This is a genomic window from Micromonospora sp. WMMA1949 (assembly GCF_027460145.1).
GTDB lineage: Bacteria > Actinomycetota > Actinomycetes > Mycobacteriales > Micromonosporaceae > Micromonospora.
This window is the reverse complement of record NZ_JAPZBG010000001.1, coordinates 6,497,672-6,516,564: the sequence shown is the minus strand read 5'-3', so window position 1 is coordinate 6,516,564 and position 18,893 is coordinate 6,497,672. Positions and strand designations below refer to the sequence as shown.

The window sequence follows — 18,893 nt, the reverse complement described above, 5'->3', positions numbered from 1 at the left end:
TTACGGCGCTGGCTCCTGCGAGGCTGCGCCATCCCGGGGCGGAGCGTCGCCGTCCTCGCCGCCTGTCGGCGGTTGGTCGAGGTCGACGCTGAGGAATCCGAAGCTGGACCGCATTCGTGCCTTGCGACCCTCCGACAGGCCGAGGTCGCGCCGCATTTGGGCCACCGCCTCCACATAGCCATCCTCAGCCTTCCCAAGGGGGGCGGACTGGTCATCGAACGGTGCGAGTTCGAGGATGCGGAGAAGCACGTCAAGGTTGTTCAGGGCGTCGCGGACGTCGTCAGAGCCGTAGAACTCGACCTCGGTCAGCAGGCGGCCCCACTCGCTCAGCACCTCGTGGCTGCGCCTCCACTGGCGTGACGGGTCGAAGTCGACCGCCGGCGGATTTTCACGTGCCCGCGGGTCGAGGATCGGGGCGATTGTGTGGACGTACGAGTTGAGCTGACGGCGGGCGCTCGCGGCCGTGTCGAGGTAGAGCCGCTGGCGTTGCTCGATCCAGTGTCGCCGGTCCTCCCGCGACCAGCTCTCGCGTTCACGTCGCCGTTCCCGGCGCGCCTGGCCCGCAGCCTGCGCGTATTGCAGCGCCGCGCCGAAGGCGGTGCCCCCTAAGCCGGCGATCAGGGCGACCCAGCCTGGTTCTGCCATGGGCACACGGTAGAGCAGCCGGGCACGCGACGACGCCTGTCCGGCCGCAGTGGCAATTGCATGTGATCGTAGTCGTGACGGGGCTGATCGAGATCGTGGTGGTGCTCTTCGTCGCGCGGGTGACCCGGGTGATCTCGTCGCCGACGAGATCACCCGCCGACCTCGGAAGGATCGTCCGCCGGCTGCCCGAGGGCAGCCCGCTGGCGTACCTGCTGTTCTGCCGCTGGTGCCTATCCGTGGGGATCGCCGCGCCGACCGCCGTCGCCTGGTGGCTGCTCTTCGACGTCCCCGCTGGTCCGGGCAGTGGTGGGCCGGACGGACCGAGCCTGCACCAGCTGCTCCCGAGTGAACACAGTCCCGTCCGGATGCTTGACCTCAAAGAGCGCCTCCAGGCCTGCCGGCGCGTCGACCTCGGACGTGGCGGGCGAAGTGATGTCATCGAGGAGTCGATCGACCAGGGCGGCCAGCATGCTGGGCCCGGTCCCGCTATACCCCCAGGACACGCCGCCGTAGTCGCCGATCGGGGCGAGGAACAAGCGATGGTCTGCCGTCCGGATCCACACCTCGTCATCAAGGATGAGCTCGCTCAGAGGCGAGTCAGTCGGAAGCACGAACGGCACCGACGTAAGGTACTCGCCCTCCCAGGTGCGAATTACCGGTGCGCCGGTCACCGGATCTTCTAGGCAGACCAGGGCTGGCCCTTCACGGTAGAACAACGCCGCGTGCGCAGCGGTCCGGTTAGCTGGCACCAGCAGGGCGGCCCACTCGAGGACCGTAGCGGCAAGTTCCGGCGAGAGTCGGGCAGCTTGCGGGAAAGGGGAGTCCCGTCCGCCGGTGTACGCACCTTCGGCCCTAACACAAGCGCAAGCCAGTTCGTCGTCGCGTTGTAGGATCTCCTTCCAGGCCATCCGCCGAACATCCCGCGGAACATCGGAGGCTTGGACCGCCGGCGTGGCTAGGGGACGGGCGGCGAGAGCTATGTCGTCCCGGTCATCGCATTCACCGAACAAGCTCATATGCATCTCGGCCGACTCGGTAGCCCTCCGCTGCGCCTCACGAGCGAGACCGACGAGCGTGCGGCGGACGGGCGTCTCGCCGTCCTCCAACGCAGCCAGCAACAACCATGGCGTTAGGTCAACGTCGGCGGGGGTAGCTACGGTTACGGTGGGGTCACCGGGCTTCCACTCCAGCATCCGTTTAGGATCGCGCAAGCTCGTGAGCCAGTACGGCGCCGGCATGCCAAGGAACCAACGCAGGTCTGTCCAGGTGATCTGAACCTGACGCTCGGGATTGGCGCCCAGCACCGACTCCAGCGCCGGCCCATGGAAAGCCCAGTCAGGCCAGACGACGCAGATCGCGTACGAGTCGGGCGGCAACCATCTGGCGGCCGCCGCGGGATCTGTGTGGGCTGCGGTCACCGGCGGGTAGACAAGGTGAAGATCGCCAACTGCGGTGGCCCAGGTCATTACGACGTGCCGACCATCGCCATGTAGCGAGGCTCCCACGTACTGCGCCGGGCGATCAGGGGACCGGTGATATCGTGGTGCGGCGATACGGGCCGTTCCAATGTCGTTCTGCTCGGCCGCCCAGCGCTGGACCTCCACGTTGTTCCAGAAGCCGGAGGAGTCTGAAGTCGGGAACCGCGGATCCGACACGATCAACGCTTGCGTCCGCCGCTCCGACCAGCCGAGCAGTGACGCGATCTCGGCGAGCGTCAGCGTGTTCTCGTCCTCGTTCGACATGCAGTTCGGCCTCCGGCACGGTCTAGCGTGGCTCCTGGGTCGCCTGTTCGGAAACTTGACTCAGTGCCAACCCGATCAGTGGGTAGCGTAGACCTGCCGCCCCCACCCAAGGAACGACTGCGGGAGCGGATGCGCCGGTCGCGTCGCTCGATGCCCCGACATGGTGGGTTTCGCTTCTGGATCTCTTCTTGGGGCGTCGGCATTGTGTCTCTGATGGCGGCCCTCTACATCGTGAACGGATTCTGCATCGGTTGGCAGAGGGCGTACAACGTGACCATCGGCATCACCTCACCCGGTGACGTCGCCTTTTCCTACTTGGCCTGGCCCTTGTCACTAGCCGGGTGGCTAGTCGGACCGGCCGTTGCCGGCGCGGTCGCCGGCTGGGTCGTGAACGACTTCATCTCGTCCCGGCGTACGACGCCACCCCTGCGCGTGCTCGGTGGCGAGGAAGATGCCTGATCTGATCCCAAGATTGCAAGACTTGGTTTTCGCCAAGGGGGATTTCGCCGTGCGAGAGGGATTTGCCGCCTCTTTCGTCAAGTTGCACGCCGAGAACTGGCGACAAGCCCAAGACCATTGGGAGCGTATAGTCGCCCAAGTGCTTGACAGCACTGCGGTGGAAAAAGAAGCTTCAGGGTCTAGGGCGATTCGTCAGGCAGTGCTCGGCGCCGTCGCGGTCTTAGACCAACCCCCTTTGCGCAATCGATGCCCGATCTGCGTGTCCGCTCGGCCGGAGTCGAGACTGCGTTGGCGGGAACGGAGTCGAGTATGAGCAACGACACGCGCCGGGAGTTTTTCGACCTGGCAGCTGAACTGCTCGCCGTTGCGTACCCGGAGGCGGATGAGGCATGGACGACACGCCACGCGATGCTGTCAGTGGTCGCAGCACAGCGCTCGGGGCTCGAGCCAACCGTTCCCCCTGGCCGTGGCCTGCGGGGAGCGGACTTGGCCGGCGCTGACCTGACAGGCGCTCAGCTTTCCGGCCTCGATTTGGCGGGCGCGGATCTGACTGCAGCCGCCCTCGATGGAGCGACAGTGCGCAACGCTGACCTACGAGGAGCGAAGCTCGACGAAGCCACAATGCGGGAAAGTGACTTGGTCGGCGCCAACCTGCGGGCTGCGAGTCTGGTAAGAGCGGCAGCGCCCGGCGCCACATTCCGCGACGCGGATCTGCGGAACGCGCGACTCGATCAGGCAGATCTCTCGGCCGCCACTTTCGAGAATGCTGAACTTGGTCGAGCTGGCTTCGATGATGCCGATCTTGCCGGAGCGCGGTTAGTCGGAGCGGATCTAAGTTGGGCGAACCTACGCGGTGCGAACCTGACGGGAACTGATCTTGCCAGGGCAAGCCTCCGGCACGCCAGCTGCGAAGCTGCCCACTTAATCAGTGCGGACCTATCAACAAGTGATCTGAACGAGGCCAGCCTCATGTCGGCTCTATGGTCGGAGGATACGCGGTGGCCAATGACGCTGCGCGAGAATATTCGCGACCAGTCAGAGCAAGTCGCACCCGGAATCTTTCGAGTACGGGGTGACCTGCGGTTCGCAGGGGCACTCCACTGATCCGCGAAAGTGTTCGTTAAAAGGTGAGACGGCGCCCCCCAGTTCCGATGGTGGATTTGGGCCGTATAGCCCGTCTTCAAGGTGGGATCCCTGATGTCGAGCTCCGGCGCGAGTTGTAGTGCGGTGGCTGGCTATCGGCCAAACCATCCGCCCGAGTGTGAAAGGCAGGTGAGGGCATCAACGACAGCGTCCTGCAGCGGCGAGACTGCGCGGGCCATGAACACTGTCAGTCCCAACTGGTCTTCACGTCGTGCTGCAGGTACTCCCACGGGTCGTTGTTGCGCAGGCCGGGCGGGACGCTCTCCTGGAGCTCAAGCGAGACCTCTTGACAGATGAACTGCGTGATCCCGAGGACGGTCAAATGGATCTCGTACCAGGTGCGCACCTGAGCAGCGTTGTCCTCAAACGTCGAGGTGGAGTCCTCGCCGGGTTTGACGTGCGTGAGGATGTTCCGCCTGTCGACCCAGTCCATCCAGTTGCCGCGGAGGCGGTCCCACACGTGTAGAGGCGCCTGCGGCTTCGCCTCCCTCATGAGCAGGTCGATGGAGTACTGGAGGCCACGCTTCCGTTCACCCGGGGCCGGTTCGGGGGCGGGCCGAAGGGCCTCGGCGAGGCCACCGGTTCGCACGTAGAGCGCGGTGCCTGCCAACTCTGGCCAGGGCTCGGCGATGCCGTGAAGGTGTAGGACCTGCTCGACGAGCCCCTTGTACGCCGCGCTGATGTGCTGGTCCGTCGGGTACCAGGCCAGCAGCATCGGCAGTGCTGGATCGAGCGTGCCGGCCGCCATGCCGAGCGTCCAACCGCGAATGATTGGTGAGAGTGACTGGGGACGAACGTCCAGCTGGGGTGCATCGTTGTTCATGCGCCGCTGGACCGCGTCTACGAGATTCGAGGAGAGTTCATCGGAGACTCCGGTGTTTCGGAGGCCGGCGAGCAGCCAGGTGGCGAGTTTGGAGTGCTCCACGGACAACGCCCAGTCGTCGGCATTCGCGGTCTCGAGCGAGGGCGCATCGAAGCACCACTTGGCGTCATAGTCCTGCGCCCGGGCCTCGAGCCACTCCAGGTCGCAGCCGATCTCCCCGAGTCGGTCGCCGAGCTCGCCGCCGAGGTCACCGTTCGCTAACAGCAGGTAATAGAGCTCGGCGAAGACCAGCGGCGAGAGCTGGCAGGTCAGCTCTCCCACAGGACCAGCTCCAGACGCTGGGCCAGCGGAAGGACGACTGCCGTCGTTTCGACCGGCTCCAGAGCCGCCGCGGGCACCGGGATGCGCCCAAGGTCGGTCGCGGAGATCGACGGGATCTGCGCTCCGACGGTGAACACCTGTCGCACCCGATACGCATCTTGCCCGTTGAGGTAGTGCGCCAGCGCGGGGCCGAGCGAGGGATTCCGCAGCCGGAGTACCAGGACGTGGCTGTCGGCGACCACACGAGCATCGGCAATGCGAGCGTGCGGCAGATTCCCGAGGGCCGCCATCAAGAGGTCGCCCGGCTGCGCAACCGTCGGATTCCCCTCTTGTTCGGGCACCCAGCGACGGGGAGCCTTTCCCCCAAGCATCGAGACGTCGGCGACGGGCAGGTAGCCCGGTGCTTCCTCCTCAATGGCGAGCCTGCGCGTGTTCCTGCCGCGCACGACCTCGCGGCAGAAGTTCGCCAGCGGCTCGCCTGCAGTCAGGATCGACGGGTCTGGCGTCGCGAGCGCGGTGCGCCATTCGGTCGTCCGCAGATCCGTCGTCTGCCACCAAGTCTCGACCGCCTCTTCCTCGTCGACGTGTGTCGAGTCCTCGATGGCACGGAGGGGGCCGGTGACCCGGCGCAGTCGTTCGACTGGCGGGACTGGAACGGTGGCATCAAGAAGCGACGACGTCTCGACAGCAGCGAGGGCCGCACCCTGCGAAAGATTGGCCCGCAGGCGGCGCCCGCTCTCGCTGCTTAGTAAGCCCCAAAGCCACAAGCCGAGCTCCGACTCGAGCGGGCGCAATGCTGAGAAGCGCGCGGCAACTAGCGCGCCGCGGAGGTGTTCAGAGACCAGCACGGCCGGGCCGAGGCCGACGCGGGGCACCAACACGTCGCCGGGACGTAGCTCGGTACCAACCTGGAAGACTGAGCCCTGGTACTTCTTGCTCCGTCGCCGGACGCCGCCGCTCGCGGGGTCAACGCTCGCCGGAGTCACCACCGGTGAGCCGGCGTCCGCGAATGAGCGCGGGGCGAGACGGGTTGCGAGCTCGCGGAGCGGAAACTCGCGATCCGAGCCGGGCCATCGGAACGCCTCGGCGGTGAGGCGGCCGGGCTCCCAGTTCCGCTCTAGCCGCAAATCGAGAATCGCACTAGTGAACATGACGATCTACTCGCCGTCCAGGTGCTCAAGCGCCGCGTTCATGGCCGCGCCGGTCTCTGAGAGCTGAGCCGCCCAGTCGTCGCCAAGCTGGGCGACAAAGGTCTCCCCTGGCTCGGCGCGGTCGATCACCAGGAGCACAGCGCGGATTGTGGCGCCCTCGAGTGCACCCGCCGGGAGGCCGATCAGGGCGCCGACGCGGTACTCGTTCGCAAGGTATCGGCGGTACGCCTCCAGCGTCTTTTGAAGGTGATGTTGTTCGGCAGCAGGAACACCGCGCGACCACCGGGGCGCAGCTTGCGCAGGCATAGGTCGATCGCAGCAACCTCCAACTCTCGTGCGGGTACCCCAATGAGCAGGGTCCACGGCCGCCGCACAGGGGGTCCGAATGGCGGGGCCGTCACGATGATGTCCGCCTCGGGGAGCTCCGTGGTGAAGGAGTCGCCAGTGGTGATCGTGGCCGGCGCCGGTGCAGTCCGAGCAATCTGCTCGGCAAGCTCGGCCAGCTGGGTGTTGATCTCCTGCCCGACGAACTTGACTCGACCGTCCAGCTCCCGTGCGCGATCCATCGCGGCCCAGAGGAAGTTTCCTGTGCCGCAGAAGGGATCAAGGACTGTGCCGACGAGCTTCTTGCCGGTGAGGCGGCCGACAGCGTCGGCGATCACCGGAGCGGTGGTGTGCTCCCCAGCGTGTGGCCCCCTCAGCACGAAGGACGCGAGCGCTCGACGTCGGGCCTGCCAAAGCACGTCGTGACGGACCGGAATGAACTCACCGCCAGCGGTCTTGATCCCGGGAATCGCCGTCTCCGCCAGCAAGTCGGCCGGAGGGACGAAGAAGTCGAGGCGATGACCCTTGCCGCCGGCCTTCTCCGTCTCGAACCACAGACGATCCATCAGAAGTGAGGTGGCCAGTGCAGGATCCGTCAAGAATCCAGAGTCACCGTAGGCGGGACCCACCGGACCATCGGCCGGCTCCATCGAACGCATGCTGCGGTCGGCACGGAACCACTGGCCGTTGATAACGGCATAGTGCTCCACCGTGCCGAGCAGCTCACGCCACCTGCGCAGCTGCGAGAGCGCCACTTCCGGCTTAATGTTTGCGCCGTTCTTGGCCTCGACAGCGAGCCACGGGACGAGGTCGCCGTCAACGTTCGCGGCGTACGCGAGCGCGTCAACGCGGCGGTTGGAGTGGCTGTCGATCTTGGGATCAAGCTGGACCAGCCGATAGCCGGCAGCCCTCAGCTTGGCGCGAATATCGGCGTGGCCTTCCCGTTCCTTAGCCATCTGATTTCCCTCGTCCCAGGTGAAGCAAGCCGGGGAACGTATCACGGCACATCTGCTGCGGCAACCCAGCGCGCTGACCGCGGACGCGGGCGGTGGAGCGGCGTCGGATGTCGGTGGATGCGGTGATCGAACCGATGGCGTCGGCGAGGCTGTCGATGGGTCGAGGCGCAGGTATGAACCGCCGGCGGGTAGCAGCAGCCAGACCCGACCGGTACCGCGCCCCATTCATTCGTTGTGGCTGATCTGCGCACCGGGCCGGCTCCTGTGGCCCGACGATGGCGGGGGAGGGACGCATATGCGTGGCGCTCGCGGTGGCGGCGGACGGGGCCGGAGAAGGTGAGCCCAGCCTTGAAGTGACGCCCTGAGACCGGACACCTCCTGACTTGGCATCCTGCCGAGGAGGAGGAAACGCTGTGGCTGGACGGAGCAAGTACCCCGAGGAGTTCCGGCGCCAGACCGCGGCGTTGGTGCTCGACTCCGGTCGCACAATCCGTGACGTGGGCCGGGAGCGGGGTGTCAACCACGAGACGCTGCGCAACTGGGTCCAGCCCGGGTTGGGGATCGGTTCGTGTCGATCAACCGACACGAACCCCCAAGCCTGCGGCCAGCGTGTAGCGATGGGTAGGGGCGCGCCGTTCCCTTGGTGACGGGTGTTCTGCTGATGGGGGAGCGGGACGCGCTGGACTGGCGACGCCCTGTCGGTCCCCTCGTTTACCCCCCGAAAACCGCCGCGCGTGGTTGACAACCAGTGACAAGTAGCGATCATTGCTTAATCATGTCTGCGCAGCTCAGCGCCTACTTCTGACAGTCAATGACAAGGGTGGGATGGCTACGGACGGTAACAAGGGGTTTTGGCAACCAATGACAAGTCCTGAGAGGACTCGACAAGAGGTTGTCTTGGGTTCAAGACCCTCGCTCCTTTGAGCGCCGGGTGTTGGGCCGGGCGGCCCGGGCTCGTGCTGCCCAGAGCGAGGCACGGCGAGTGGCCGCGCCTGCTCGCGATGGCGTGCATCGTTGGGCTGAGGGCGAGTCATGTACCACCCGTGATCACGTTCGCCCGCCGACCGAGCCCGCCTTCCGCTCGGCCTCAAGGCTACCCGTTCGCGCGGTACCTGCTGTCCGAGTCGGATCTGCTTTGCCGCTCGCAACACCTACTGATCGCCGGTATCCGGTCATCCAGGTGCGTCCTGTCGCGAACCGCCTGATTGATGTCTTTCGCTGCGAAATGCATCGGCTGAGCTGGTTGAACGTCCGCTCGCGAGTGACGCTGTGTAGATCGTCGTGTCGGATTTGATCGATCTTGGCTGAGTCGTCCTTGCAGTTTGTGCTGCCTCTTGCTCTGGTCCGTTAGTGATCTTTACTGTCAGCGCACCCTGCTGACCTTGAGGAGACTGCGGTGGCCGGTGCGTTTCGTGGATCCGCCATGAGTGTTGCGGCTGTGGGCCGCTGGGCTCGGCGCAGGTACTCCCTCGCAGGTTTGTTGACGTTCAGCATGGTGGCGTCGTTGCTGTCGGCGGTGCCTCCGCAGCCGGTGACGGCATCGCCTGCGGCGCCGGCGGGCGCCACCGCGGTCAAGCCTTCTCAACGTGCAGGGGTAGCGGGATTACCGTCGCATGAGGCGACAACCGCGCGGACGTCGTTTGCCGGGTCAGCCGGAGGCAGCGCAGCGCGTCCGCCTGTGCCAGGCGCGGTCGGTGCCGAGCAGACGTTCCCTGCGGTGAAGGTGCCTGGGCAGGGTGAGGCCGGGCAGGAGGCGTCTTCGCTCTCGGAGGTGGGAGGCGCCAGCGGTGGAGTCGTCGCCGGCCGTTCCGTCGAGCGGTCGGATGCCCGTACGGAGCGCACGACCGAGTTCGTCAATCCTGATGGCACGAAGACGCTGCGGGTCTACGACGGTCCGGCCTTCATCCGTGACGGCGCTGGAGCGTGGAAGCCGATCGATAACCGGTTGTCCCGACGGGCCGATGGCCGGTACGCGCCGGCATCCGCCGCGGATGTGAGTATCGCCTCTCGCAGCAACGATCCGCAGATGGCGACATTGTCGTTGGGCGAGGACGCTGCGGTGTCCTTCGCGGTTGACGGTGCTGCTGCGGTCACGTCGTCGGTTGAGGAGTCGACGGCCACGTTCACCGGTGTGCGTGCGGCGTCCGACGTGAAGCTGACGCCGATGGAGTGGGGCCTCAAGGAAGAGATCGTCCTGCACTCCGCTGACGCCCCGACGACATGGACCTTCCCGCTGACCGTCAAGGGCGTCACTCCGGCGCTCAACGACGCCACCGGTGAAGTCGAGTTCACCGACGCAAGTGGTGCGGTGCGGGGTGTCATCCCGCCGGGGTTCATGGTTGATTCGAACGTCCACCCCCGTCGTGGTACGGGGGAGCGGACGGACAACGTCCGATACTCGCTGCAGCGTCAGGCTACCGGGTGGCTGTTGCAGGTCGACCTGGACGCCCAGTGGCTGCGGGATCCTTCGCGGGTGTTCCCGGTCATTGTCGACCCCTCGTTCACCGACAACGCGGAGACCGACGACACGTACGTGTCGAAGCGTGACCACGCCAACCGCAACAACTCCGCCGAGGGTGACCTGCTGGTGGGCACCTACAACGGTGGCACCGAGCGGGCCGCGTCGTACCTGCACTTCAACGATCTGAAGGCGTCGAGGCCGAACCGCTATGTCCTTGGCGCGACGTTGCAGCTGTGGAACTTCTGGTCCTACTCCTGCAGAGCCCGCAGCGTCAACGTGTACGCGGTGACCAAGTCATGGTCGGGATCGACGACCAAGACGTGGGCCGGGCCGTCGTACGACTCGGCGAACCGGCTCGCTACCGGGTCGTTCGCTCACGGCTACTACGACTGCCCGAGCGGCAACTGGGCCGGCTTCTCGCTGCCGCCGGACCGGGTGATGAAGTGGCTGCACGGCACCGAGGCGTTCTACGGGCTGACGGTGCGGGCGTCGGAGACCGACAGCTATGCCTGGAAGCGGTTCGCGTCGGCGAACTTCTCGAACTCCACGGCTCGCCCATACATCGACCTGAACTACTCCGACCAGGGCGCCAAGTACTCGCTTCCCTCGCCGAGCTTCAACCCGCCGGTCACTGCCGCGTCGGCCGGGAAGATTACGGCACGGGTGACGAACTGGGGTTCGACGACCTGGACCCCGACGAACGGTTATCGGCTGACGTACAAGATTCTCAGCGCCGGCGGGACGCTTCTGCGTAGCGGGCCGCTCTACGCGATGCCGAAGAACGTCGGCCCGCACCAGTACGCCGACGTGCCCATCCAGGTCGAGTCGCTCGGGTTGGGCACCTACATCCTCCGCCTGGACATGGTGAACCCGTCCGGCGCCTCGTTCAACAGCACCTACGGCATCCCGTTCGGCCAGAGCACCTTCACCGTGAGCAATGGCGCGCCGACCATCGGCGACGGCGGCGTGTTCCCGCCGCATAACGGCTTCACCGACTCCCTCACCCCGAGCCTGTGGGTGGACTACCTCGACCCGGACAACACCCCGGCCGGCGGCCGGCAGGTGAAGTTCCGCATCTGCAAGGGCACCCCGGCGGCACCGTCCGGCTGTCAGAGCACGGCATGGCGATCGTCGACGGCCTGGGCAGTGCCTAGCGGGCTGCTGACCTGGCAGCAGCCCGCACACTGGTATGTCACCCTGTCCGACACCCAGGCATCCACCCCGGAACTCGGGCCGTACGTGTTCACGCCGACAGTGGCGCAGCCTGAGGTGTCGAGCCATCTCGCCGGGGCCGGCAACGATCCGGCGGTGGCGGGCCTCAACCCGTACGTCGGCAACTACTCCACCACGGTGACCGACGCTGCCGTGGCGGTCGCCGGACCTGCGTTGACGATGACCCGGACCTACAACTCGCAGGACCTGCGAGCATCCGGGGCGTTCGGCGCGGGTTGGAGCAGCCCGATCGATCAGCGGCTGACCACCGACTCCGACGGCTCCGACAACGTTCTGGTGACGCTCGCCTCCGGCGGACAGCTGCGCTTCGGCCGCAACCCGGACGGCACCTACGCCTCCCCACAGGGATCAACCCTGACCTTGGTCGCCGCTGGCAGCCCGACCGTCTGGACCCTGCGCGACTCCACCGGCACCCGGCGGATCTTCAACGCCAACGGCCGGCTGACCTCCGTCGCAGACGCCGATGGCCGCATCCAGAGCTACACCTATAACAGCAACAACGAGCTGACCACGATCACTGACAACGGCAGCAACCGTTCACTGCACCTGACCTGGACCGGCGGCCACGTCACCTCTGTCGCGACCGACACCCCCGCCAGTAGCGAGACCGCGCCCAGGTGGACCTACACCTACACCGGCGACACCCTTACCCAAGTCTGCACGCCGCTGTCTGCACAGTCATGCACCACCTACGCCTACACCGCGTCATCGCACTACCGCTCGGTGGTCACCGACGACAACCCGGCTGCCTACTGGCCCCTCGGCGAGGCTGCAGACACGCAGGACGCCACCAACGTCGTCGCCACCAAAGCCGGTGACCGTGACGGCTCCTATCAAGACGTCACCCTCGGCGTAGCAGGGGCACTGGCCGGATCTCCGGACACCGCCGCTGACTTCGGCGCTACAAGCACCACCGCCGTCGAACTGCCGAAGAACCTGACGAACACCTCCATGGGCGTCGCCGTGGAACTGTGGTTCAAGGCCGGCACCGGCGAGAACGGCGTGCTGTTCGGCATGCAGAACACCGACCTCAGCCACACCCCCTCCCAGACACTGCCCATGCTCTACGTCGACACCAACGGCGTGCTGCGGGCCAAGATTTGGACGACCACCCAAAGCCAAACCCAGATGACGTCCTCGGCCCGCGTGGACGACGGGCAATGGCACCACGTCGTGCTCTCCGGCGCCGTTGACGCCCAGCAGCTGTACCTCGACGGCGTCAGGATCGGCCAGCTGACCGGCCAGCTGATCGACTACCGCGACATGGCCCACGCCTCTATCGGAAACGGCCGCGGCGGCAGCGGCTGGACCGGCACCCCGACCGGGAACTTTCCCTTCACCGGCCTCATCGACGAAGCCGCCTACTACAAGCACCCCCTCGGCGCCAACCAGGTCTCCGCGCACTGGGCCGCCCGCACCGCGACACAGCGGCTCACCACCGTCACCGATCCCGGCGGGCATACCGCCCTCACCGTCGCCTACGACGGGCCAAGCGGCCGCGTGACCACCCTGACCGACCGCAACGGCGCCACCTGGGACCTCGGCAACCCCACACCGGACAACGGCAAACGCGTCGTCGTCCTGGCACCGGACAACGCCGAACCCATCACATACCGCCACGACATCGACCACGGCGGCCGCCTCGTCAGCCGCGAGGACACCTTCGGCGAACAGAAATGGACCTACAACGCCCGCGGTTTCGTCTCCAAGTACACCGACGCCAACAACAACACCACCACCTACGACACCGACGCCCGCGGCAACGTCCTCGGCCGCACCACCTGCAGAACCAGCACTGAGTGCAACACCAGCTACGCCGGCTACTACCTCAACGCCACGAACCCGCTCGACCCGCGCAACGACGTGCGGACCTGGACGGCAGACGCCCGTTCTGCCTCCGCCACCGACACCACCTACCGCGTCACGCACACCCTCGACACCATCGGGCACATCACCGCCGTCAGCTACCCCGCACCCGCCGGCTACTCCACCTCGCCCACGGAGTCCTACACCTACTCCACCGGCTCCGAGGCCGCCGAACCCGCGGGCACCGGCACCATCCCGGCCGGGCTGCAATTGACCGCAACTGCCCGCAACGGCAAAACCACCCGCAACTACTACAACTCCTCGGGTGACCTGGTCCGCACCGTCGACCCTGTTGGGCTGACCACCACCTATACCCGCGACGCACTCGGCCGCGTCACCACCATCACGATTGCCCCCGCCGACGGGAACGCCTTCAGCACCACCAGCTACACCTACAACGCCCTGTCGCAGGTCGCCACCACCACCGGCCCACCCGTCACCAACGCGGTCACCGGCGTCACGCACCAGGCAAAGAGCACCTACACCTACAACGACCTCGGCCTACGTACCCGCCAGGTCATCGACGACATCACCGGCGACGACCCCGACCGCACCTGGATCTGGACCTACGACGCCGCAGGCCGCCCCGACCTGACCACAACCCCCGACGCCAAAACGGTTGACCAGGACTACGACAGCAGGGGAGACCTCACCAAGGTCACCCAGCCCAGCGGCCTCATCTATGAGTACACCTACGACGAGGCACACCGTCGCACCGAGACCGCCGCTGTCGGCGACGGCGTCGACCCGATGAATCCCACCGCCACACGCCTCGTCCTGGACTCCCGCGCCTACGACCCCGCCGGCCGCCTCGCCTCTGTCGTCGACGCCATGGGCCGCGAAACCGCCTACACCTACTATGGCGACAACCTGCCCGCGACCAGCAGCAGGGTCCGCCGCAATACCAGCGGCGACATCACCAGCGAAACCCAGCTCAGCAAGAGCGACTACAACGCCGCCGGACAACCCAACCTGCAGATCGCCATGGGTGACATCCGCACCACGACGATCTACGACAAGGCCGGCTACATCAAGGAAGAACACCTCGACCCTGCCGGCCTGGACCGCGCGGTCATCTACAGCCGCAACCTGGATGGCACCATCGCCACCCTCACGCGCACCGGTGCTGCCTCACCCGGCCGCGCCGAATCCACCAGCTACACCTACGACGACATCGGCCGGATCCTGACCGAGACCGTCGCCAACACCGGCGGCACCCCCGCCGCCCTCACCACCGTCTACCAACGCGACGCCCGCGGCCTCGTCACCCACACCACCGACCCGGCCGGCGTCACCGCCAGCGCCACCTACGACCCACTCGGCAACCCCGTTACCACCACCGGCGCCACCCGCACCGTCTGGAATAACGGCGCCAGCACCACCGCCGTGCCCGTCACCACCATCGGCTACAACACATTCGGCGACACCACCCACATTCGCGACGCCAACGGCAACACCACCACCGCCAGCGTCGACCCCGCCGGCCGGCCTACCAGCGTCAGCCTGCCGACCTACACCACTCCAGGCGGTGTCGCCCTTACCGGCACCTACCAAACCGCCTACAACTCCCAAGGCCTGGTCGACCACACCACCGACCCCCTCGGCCGGATCACCACCCACACCTACGACCCCTACGGGCGACCGCTCACCCGCACCCTGCCCGACCCCGACGACGACGGACCCAAAACCACACCCGTCTGGACCTACACCTACGACCGAGTCGGGGACCTACTGTCCGCAGCCGACCCCACCGGCGGATCGACCTCGGCCACCTACAACGACCTCGGCCAACAAATCACGGCCACCGTCAGCGACCGCACCACCGGCAACACGCTCTACCTGACCACCAACCTCGCCTACGACCCCGCCGGCAACCTCACCACCGTCACCACACCGCTCAACCACACCACGACGACCACCTACAACACCGCCGGCGAGCCACTCAAAGTCACCGACCCCACCGGCCGGTTCACCCAGTACACCTACGACATGGCCGGCCGGCCCCTCACCTCGGTGAAGGGCAAGGACACCACCTACGTCGACCCCGTCACCACCCAGATCTACGACCTCGCCGGGCGCCTCACCGCCACCGCCGACTGCACCACCACCACGACCGGCGCCTGCGCCACCACCCTGCGAACCGCAACCGCCACCTACAACGGCGCAAGCCAGCCGCTCACCGTCACCAGCCGCGAAGGCCGAACCAGCCAGTACGGGTACGACAATGCTGGTCAACTCACCGCCATCACTCAGCGCGTCAACCCGGCGGACGCGACGACGGCCGTCACCGTCGAACTCGGCTACGACCTGACCGGCCAACGCACCCGCATGGTCGATGGCAACGCCAACGCCACCACCTACACCTACACCCCATGGGGTCAGACCGCCTCAGTCATCGAGCCCGCCACCACCGCACACCCGAACCCCGCTGACCGCACCTGGACCACCACTTACGACGCCGCCGGGCAACCCGTCACCTACCGACTCCCCGGCAACGTCAGCCGAATTCTCACCTACGACAAGCTCGGCAACCTGACCCAGGAAACCGGCACCGGAGCCGAAGCCACCACCGCCACCCGCCAACTCGGCTACGACCTCAACGGCCGTATCACCAGTGTCGGCGGGCCCAACGGCGCCACCAACTACACCTGGAACGACCGCGACCAGCTCACCAGCGTCACCGGCGCGGCAGGCGACGCCACCTACACCTACGACGGCGAGGGCAACCTCACCAACCGCACCGACGCTGCCGGCACCGCAACCTTCACCTACAACACCGCCGGCGCCCTCGCCACCACCGCTGACCCCCTCACCGGAGTCACCGCCACCAACGTCTACAAGAACAACGGCCAACTCGGCCAGACCACCTACGGCAGCGGCGGACCGACCCGGGCCTACACCTACGACAGCTTCGGCCGCCTCGCCACCGACACCTACAAGAAACCCAACGGCACCACCACCGCCTCCACCACCTACACCTACGACAAAGACGACCTGCTCCTCACCAAAACCACCACCGGCGTCACCGGCGCCGGCACCAACACCTACGGCTACGACGGCCTCGCCCGACTCACCACCTGGAAATCACCAACCAACCAACAAACCACCTACGGCTACGACAACGCCTCCAACCGCACCACCGTCACCAACCCCACCGGCACCCGAACGACCACCTACGACGCCCGCAACCGCACCACCACCGCCAACGGCGCAGCCCAACCCGCAGAAGCCTGGACCTGGACCCCCCGAGGCACCCTCTCCACCCACACCACCGGCACCACCGTCGACATCAACACCTTCGACGCCTTCGAACGCCTCACCCAAGCCACCAGCACCGGTTACACCGTCAACTACACCTACGACGCCCTCGACCGCCTCGCCCAACGCAACACCCTGCCCTTCCTTTACAACGACCTGACCAACCAACCCATCCGCACGCCCGACACCCCGACCCAAGACACCGTCATACTCCGCAGCCCCGACGGGCAGCCGCTATCCGACAAGGCCGGCACCGCCGCCGCGCGCAACCTCATAACCGACGGCATCCACAACGACCTCATCGCCGCCAGTAACCCCAGCACCGGCGACCTCGCCGCTTCCCGCGCCTATCAGCCCTATGGCCAGCCCACCGCGGTCACCGGCACGCTGCCCCTCGGCTACCAAGGCGGCTGGACCGACCCCGACACCGCGCAAACCAACGCCCACGCCCGCTGGTACGACAGCTCGGCTGGCGCTTTCACCAGCCGCGACACCTGGACTCTCAGCCCAGACCCCGTCACGCAGACGAACCGCTACAGCTACGCCAACTCCAGTCCCACGACGGTGAGTGACCCATCTGGACACTGCGGAGCCTGCGCAATTAGTCCGTCGGCTGCGTTGGTCGTCCTCGGAATCGCTGTCCTATTTTATGTTGTTACCAAGCCAAAGAATACTGGGGTTTCTGCTCCGGATATTCAATGGCGCTGGAGCGAAACTAAGCCACACCCAAGCCCTAGCGCGCAAGCCCCTCGGGGGCCACTTTCCCGCCCAGGCCCGGCACCTTCAAGCCAGCCATCTCCCACGCCAAGCCACTCTGGCTCGTCGCCTGGCTATGGAAGCGGCGCCCCCAGTCTGCCTACGCAGCACTACTGCGAACGGAATCCGCACTCCGCTTCGTGTAGTTGGGTCTACGCACCAGGAAGCCCACCAGGAACCGCACCGATCGCCGGCAGCGGGCCCGGCAACGGCGCACCCTGCACCAGGAATTGCAACACCCCACCACAAACCCCACCTTGCGTCCTGAAATCCTTCGCTGCAGGCCTCACTAGCGGCCAACTCTGCCGTACGCCCTGGTTGCTCGACGTGGACGCCAGGCCGCACAAAACCGGAAGCGTCCGAGGCGCGACCGAGTCGTTGGTCACGGGTAGTGGTCAGATCGGCAATAACCCCAACAACATTTCGGCACCAAGGGTCACCTCGGATGGGCGCGGAGAATCGGCTCCCACGGTCGCGGGGTTGTCAGGAGCTTCTCAAGGGAATGGGGAGCGGCCGAATCCATGCTTCAGCGGAAATTGGCAGCGGGACGACGGCAGTCGCTTCTCTGGACCGCAATGGTCTGAATTCTGCGCCAATCTTGGTGTTGGTGAAGGCGCCCGCCCGGACCTAGCCGCAGAAGAGGTGACGGTCTCCTGGCGGCCCGGAATGCCCAAGTCCGACTTCAGGCGTAAGGCGGCACAGCTTCAGGCGCTCAGCGATGCCGGCTTGCTCTTCAAGGCGCCAAATCCGGTGGCGAGAGATAAGTCAGTCACGGGTAAGTACAAAGGGGACCTGATCCGTCGAGTTTATGATCAGTATGGGGAGACCAACCCTGCATTCGCGGACTCCTTGAAGAGTAGAATCCTCACTCGGATGGATCCCGACCATGTCTGGGAGCTGCAGCTCGGCGGCCCCGATGCCGCCTACAACCTCAGGATGCTCGACAGGTTCACCAACCAAGAGATCGGAAGCCGTCAGATCTGGCCACAGATTCGCAGTCTCCCGGACTTTACGCCCATCAAAATTAGAATCGAGGGACCGTGACTGGTGTCGAAGCGGGTGGTTTAGTTGATCGGATGCGGTCGCTACTGATGACCGAGTCGGAGTGGCGGATGATGAACTCCCTACCCGCGCCCAAGGTGAATGGTTGGGCTGTCCCCCCCGGGGTGCCCGCATCCTACTCAGAGATGTTGGAAATCGTCGATGGCTTTATATGTGGGCCTGTGGTGATGTTCGACTCGAAAACTGTCGCCAGCATGCAGTTCTATGCAGAGTCCTCTGAGGGGTCGCCGGCTCGGTTGGCTAAGGAGGGGTGGTTCTGTGCGGGAGTTGTGAGTGATGAACCATGGTTCATTAATCGCCTCGACGAGTCCGTCTGGCACTTTCCTGACGCGGGCGTTGAGTGGTGGATGAGTGAACAATTCGAAGAAATTGCGCCGAGTCTAGAGGAGTTTTTCTTCGACGTAGTCTGTGGGCCCCGCTACGCATCTTTGACTGGAGCTGAGGAAGGGGATCAATGGTGGCGGCTCCTTCAACGAGTCGGGCGAGTTTAATTGGCTGTTTGAGAACTGCTGCGCGCGCCCTCGGCGGCGTGGGAGGATCGCACCGGGTGGAGGTGGTTTGTACTCCAACGGCACTTGGCTTTGAAATGCAGGGAGCTGGACCTTGCATACCTCGGTAGGCATCCAGTGGGGCCCGAAGGGCCTCCTAGTGTCGCGTGTCTGAAGTGGTTTGACGGTATTGGTGGGCGACAAT

The 18,893-nt window shown here is 65.9% G+C and carries 11 protein-coding genes; 5 read left to right on the top strand and 6 right to left on the bottom strand.

The annotated features are described in order from the left end of the window. On the bottom strand, positions 1–645 hold the full coding sequence (locus O7607_RS30330) for a hypothetical protein (protein WP_269700141.1): 645 nt from the start codon (positions 643–645) through the stop codon (positions 1–3). A 230-nt stretch (positions 646–875) separates the two neighbouring features. After that, positions 876–2,387 carry a hypothetical protein gene (locus O7607_RS30325; RefSeq protein WP_269700140.1) on the bottom strand — a complete coding sequence of 504 codons (1,512 nt, stop codon included), beginning with the start codon at positions 2,385–2,387 and terminating at the stop codon, positions 876–878. Between the two features lie 129 nt (positions 2,388–2,516). On the opposite strand from O7607_RS30325, the gene O7607_RS30320 reads away from it, so the two are divergent. The 3 genes from O7607_RS30320 to O7607_RS30315 are packed head-to-tail and all read left to right on the top strand — an operon-like array spanning position 2,517 to position 3,950. Beyond that, complete coding sequence (locus O7607_RS30320) at positions 2,517–2,846, top strand: DUF6313 family protein (RefSeq protein ID WP_332367291.1); 330 nt, start codon at positions 2,517–2,519, stop codon at positions 2,844–2,846. Continuing rightward, on the top strand, positions 2,839–3,159 hold the full coding sequence (locus O7607_RS30645) for a DUF6313 family protein (protein ID WP_442929434.1): 321 nt from the start codon (positions 2,839–2,841) through the stop codon (positions 3,157–3,159). Before O7607_RS30320 ends, O7607_RS30645 begins: the two co-directional genes overlap by 8 nt. Further along, positions 3,156–3,950, top strand: a complete 795-nt coding sequence (locus tag O7607_RS30315; protein ID WP_269700137.1) for a pentapeptide repeat-containing protein — start codon at positions 3,156–3,158, stop codon at positions 3,948–3,950. Before O7607_RS30645 ends, O7607_RS30315 begins: the two co-directional genes overlap by 4 nt. Before the next feature lie 226 nt (positions 3,951–4,176). Here the strand turns inward: O7607_RS30315 and O7607_RS30310 are convergent, their stop codons facing one another. From O7607_RS30310 to O7607_RS30295, 4 genes are read right to left on the bottom strand one after another with little or no spacing between them, the layout of a single operon-like run. Beyond that, a complete protein-coding gene (locus tag O7607_RS30310) occupies positions 4,177–5,133 on the bottom strand; it encodes a hypothetical protein (RefSeq protein WP_269700136.1) in 957 nt (318 codons plus the stop codon). Further along, entirely contained in the window at positions 5,121–6,284 is a 1,164-nt protein-coding gene (locus O7607_RS30305; protein WP_269700134.1) for a hypothetical protein, read from the bottom strand. The genes O7607_RS30310 and O7607_RS30305 overlap by 13 nt, the downstream gene beginning before the upstream one ends. 6 nt (positions 6,285–6,290) lie before the next feature. Continuing rightward, positions 6,291–6,422, bottom strand: coding sequence for a hypothetical protein (locus O7607_RS30300; RefSeq protein ID WP_269700133.1), 132 nt, complete (start codon positions 6,420–6,422; stop codon positions 6,291–6,293). A 44-nt stretch (positions 6,423–6,466) separates the two neighbouring features. Continuing rightward, complete coding sequence (locus O7607_RS30295; protein ID WP_269700131.1) at positions 6,467–7,564, bottom strand: N-6 DNA methylase; 1,098 nt, start codon at positions 7,562–7,564, stop codon at positions 6,467–6,469. A gap of 413 nt (positions 7,565–7,977) precedes the next feature. Between O7607_RS30295 and O7607_RS30640 the strand changes: the two genes are divergently transcribed. Next, complete coding sequence (locus O7607_RS30640; protein ID WP_442929433.1) at positions 7,978–8,211, top strand: transposase; 234 nt, start codon at positions 7,978–7,980, stop codon at positions 8,209–8,211. An 833-nt stretch (positions 8,212–9,044) separates the two neighbouring features. After that, a complete protein-coding gene (locus O7607_RS30290; protein ID WP_269706853.1) occupies positions 9,045–18,182 on the top strand; it encodes a LamG-like jellyroll fold domain-containing protein in 9,138 nt (3,045 codons plus the stop codon). Positions 18,183–18,893 lie beyond the last annotated feature (711 nt).

What these genes read in the sequence shown, in the direction of transcription:
- O7607_RS30330 (WP_269700141.1), bottom strand. Translation starts at nt 645, where the DNA reads ATGGCAGAACCAGGCTGGGTCGCCCTGATCGCCGGCTTAGGGGGCACC.
- O7607_RS30325 (WP_269700140.1), bottom strand. Translation starts at nt 2,387, where the DNA reads ATGTCGAACGAGGACGAGAACACGCTGACGCTCGCCGAGATCGCGTCA.
- O7607_RS30320 (WP_332367291.1), top strand. Translation starts at nt 2,517, where the DNA reads ATGCGCCGGTCGCGTCGCTCGATGCCCCGACATGGTGGGTTTCGCTTC.
- O7607_RS30645 (WP_442929434.1), top strand. Translation starts at nt 2,839, where the DNA reads ATGCCTGATCTGATCCCAAGATTGCAAGACTTGGTTTTCGCCAAGGGG.
- O7607_RS30315 (WP_269700137.1), top strand. Translation starts at nt 3,156, where the DNA reads ATGAGCAACGACACGCGCCGGGAGTTTTTCGACCTGGCAGCTGAACTG.
- O7607_RS30305 (WP_269700134.1), bottom strand. Translation starts at nt 6,284, where the DNA reads ATGTTCACTAGTGCGATTCTCGATTTGCGGCTAGAGCGGAACTGGGAG.
- O7607_RS30295 (WP_269700131.1), bottom strand. Translation starts at nt 7,564, where the DNA reads ATGGCTAAGGAACGGGAAGGCCACGCCGATATTCGCGCCAAGCTGAGG.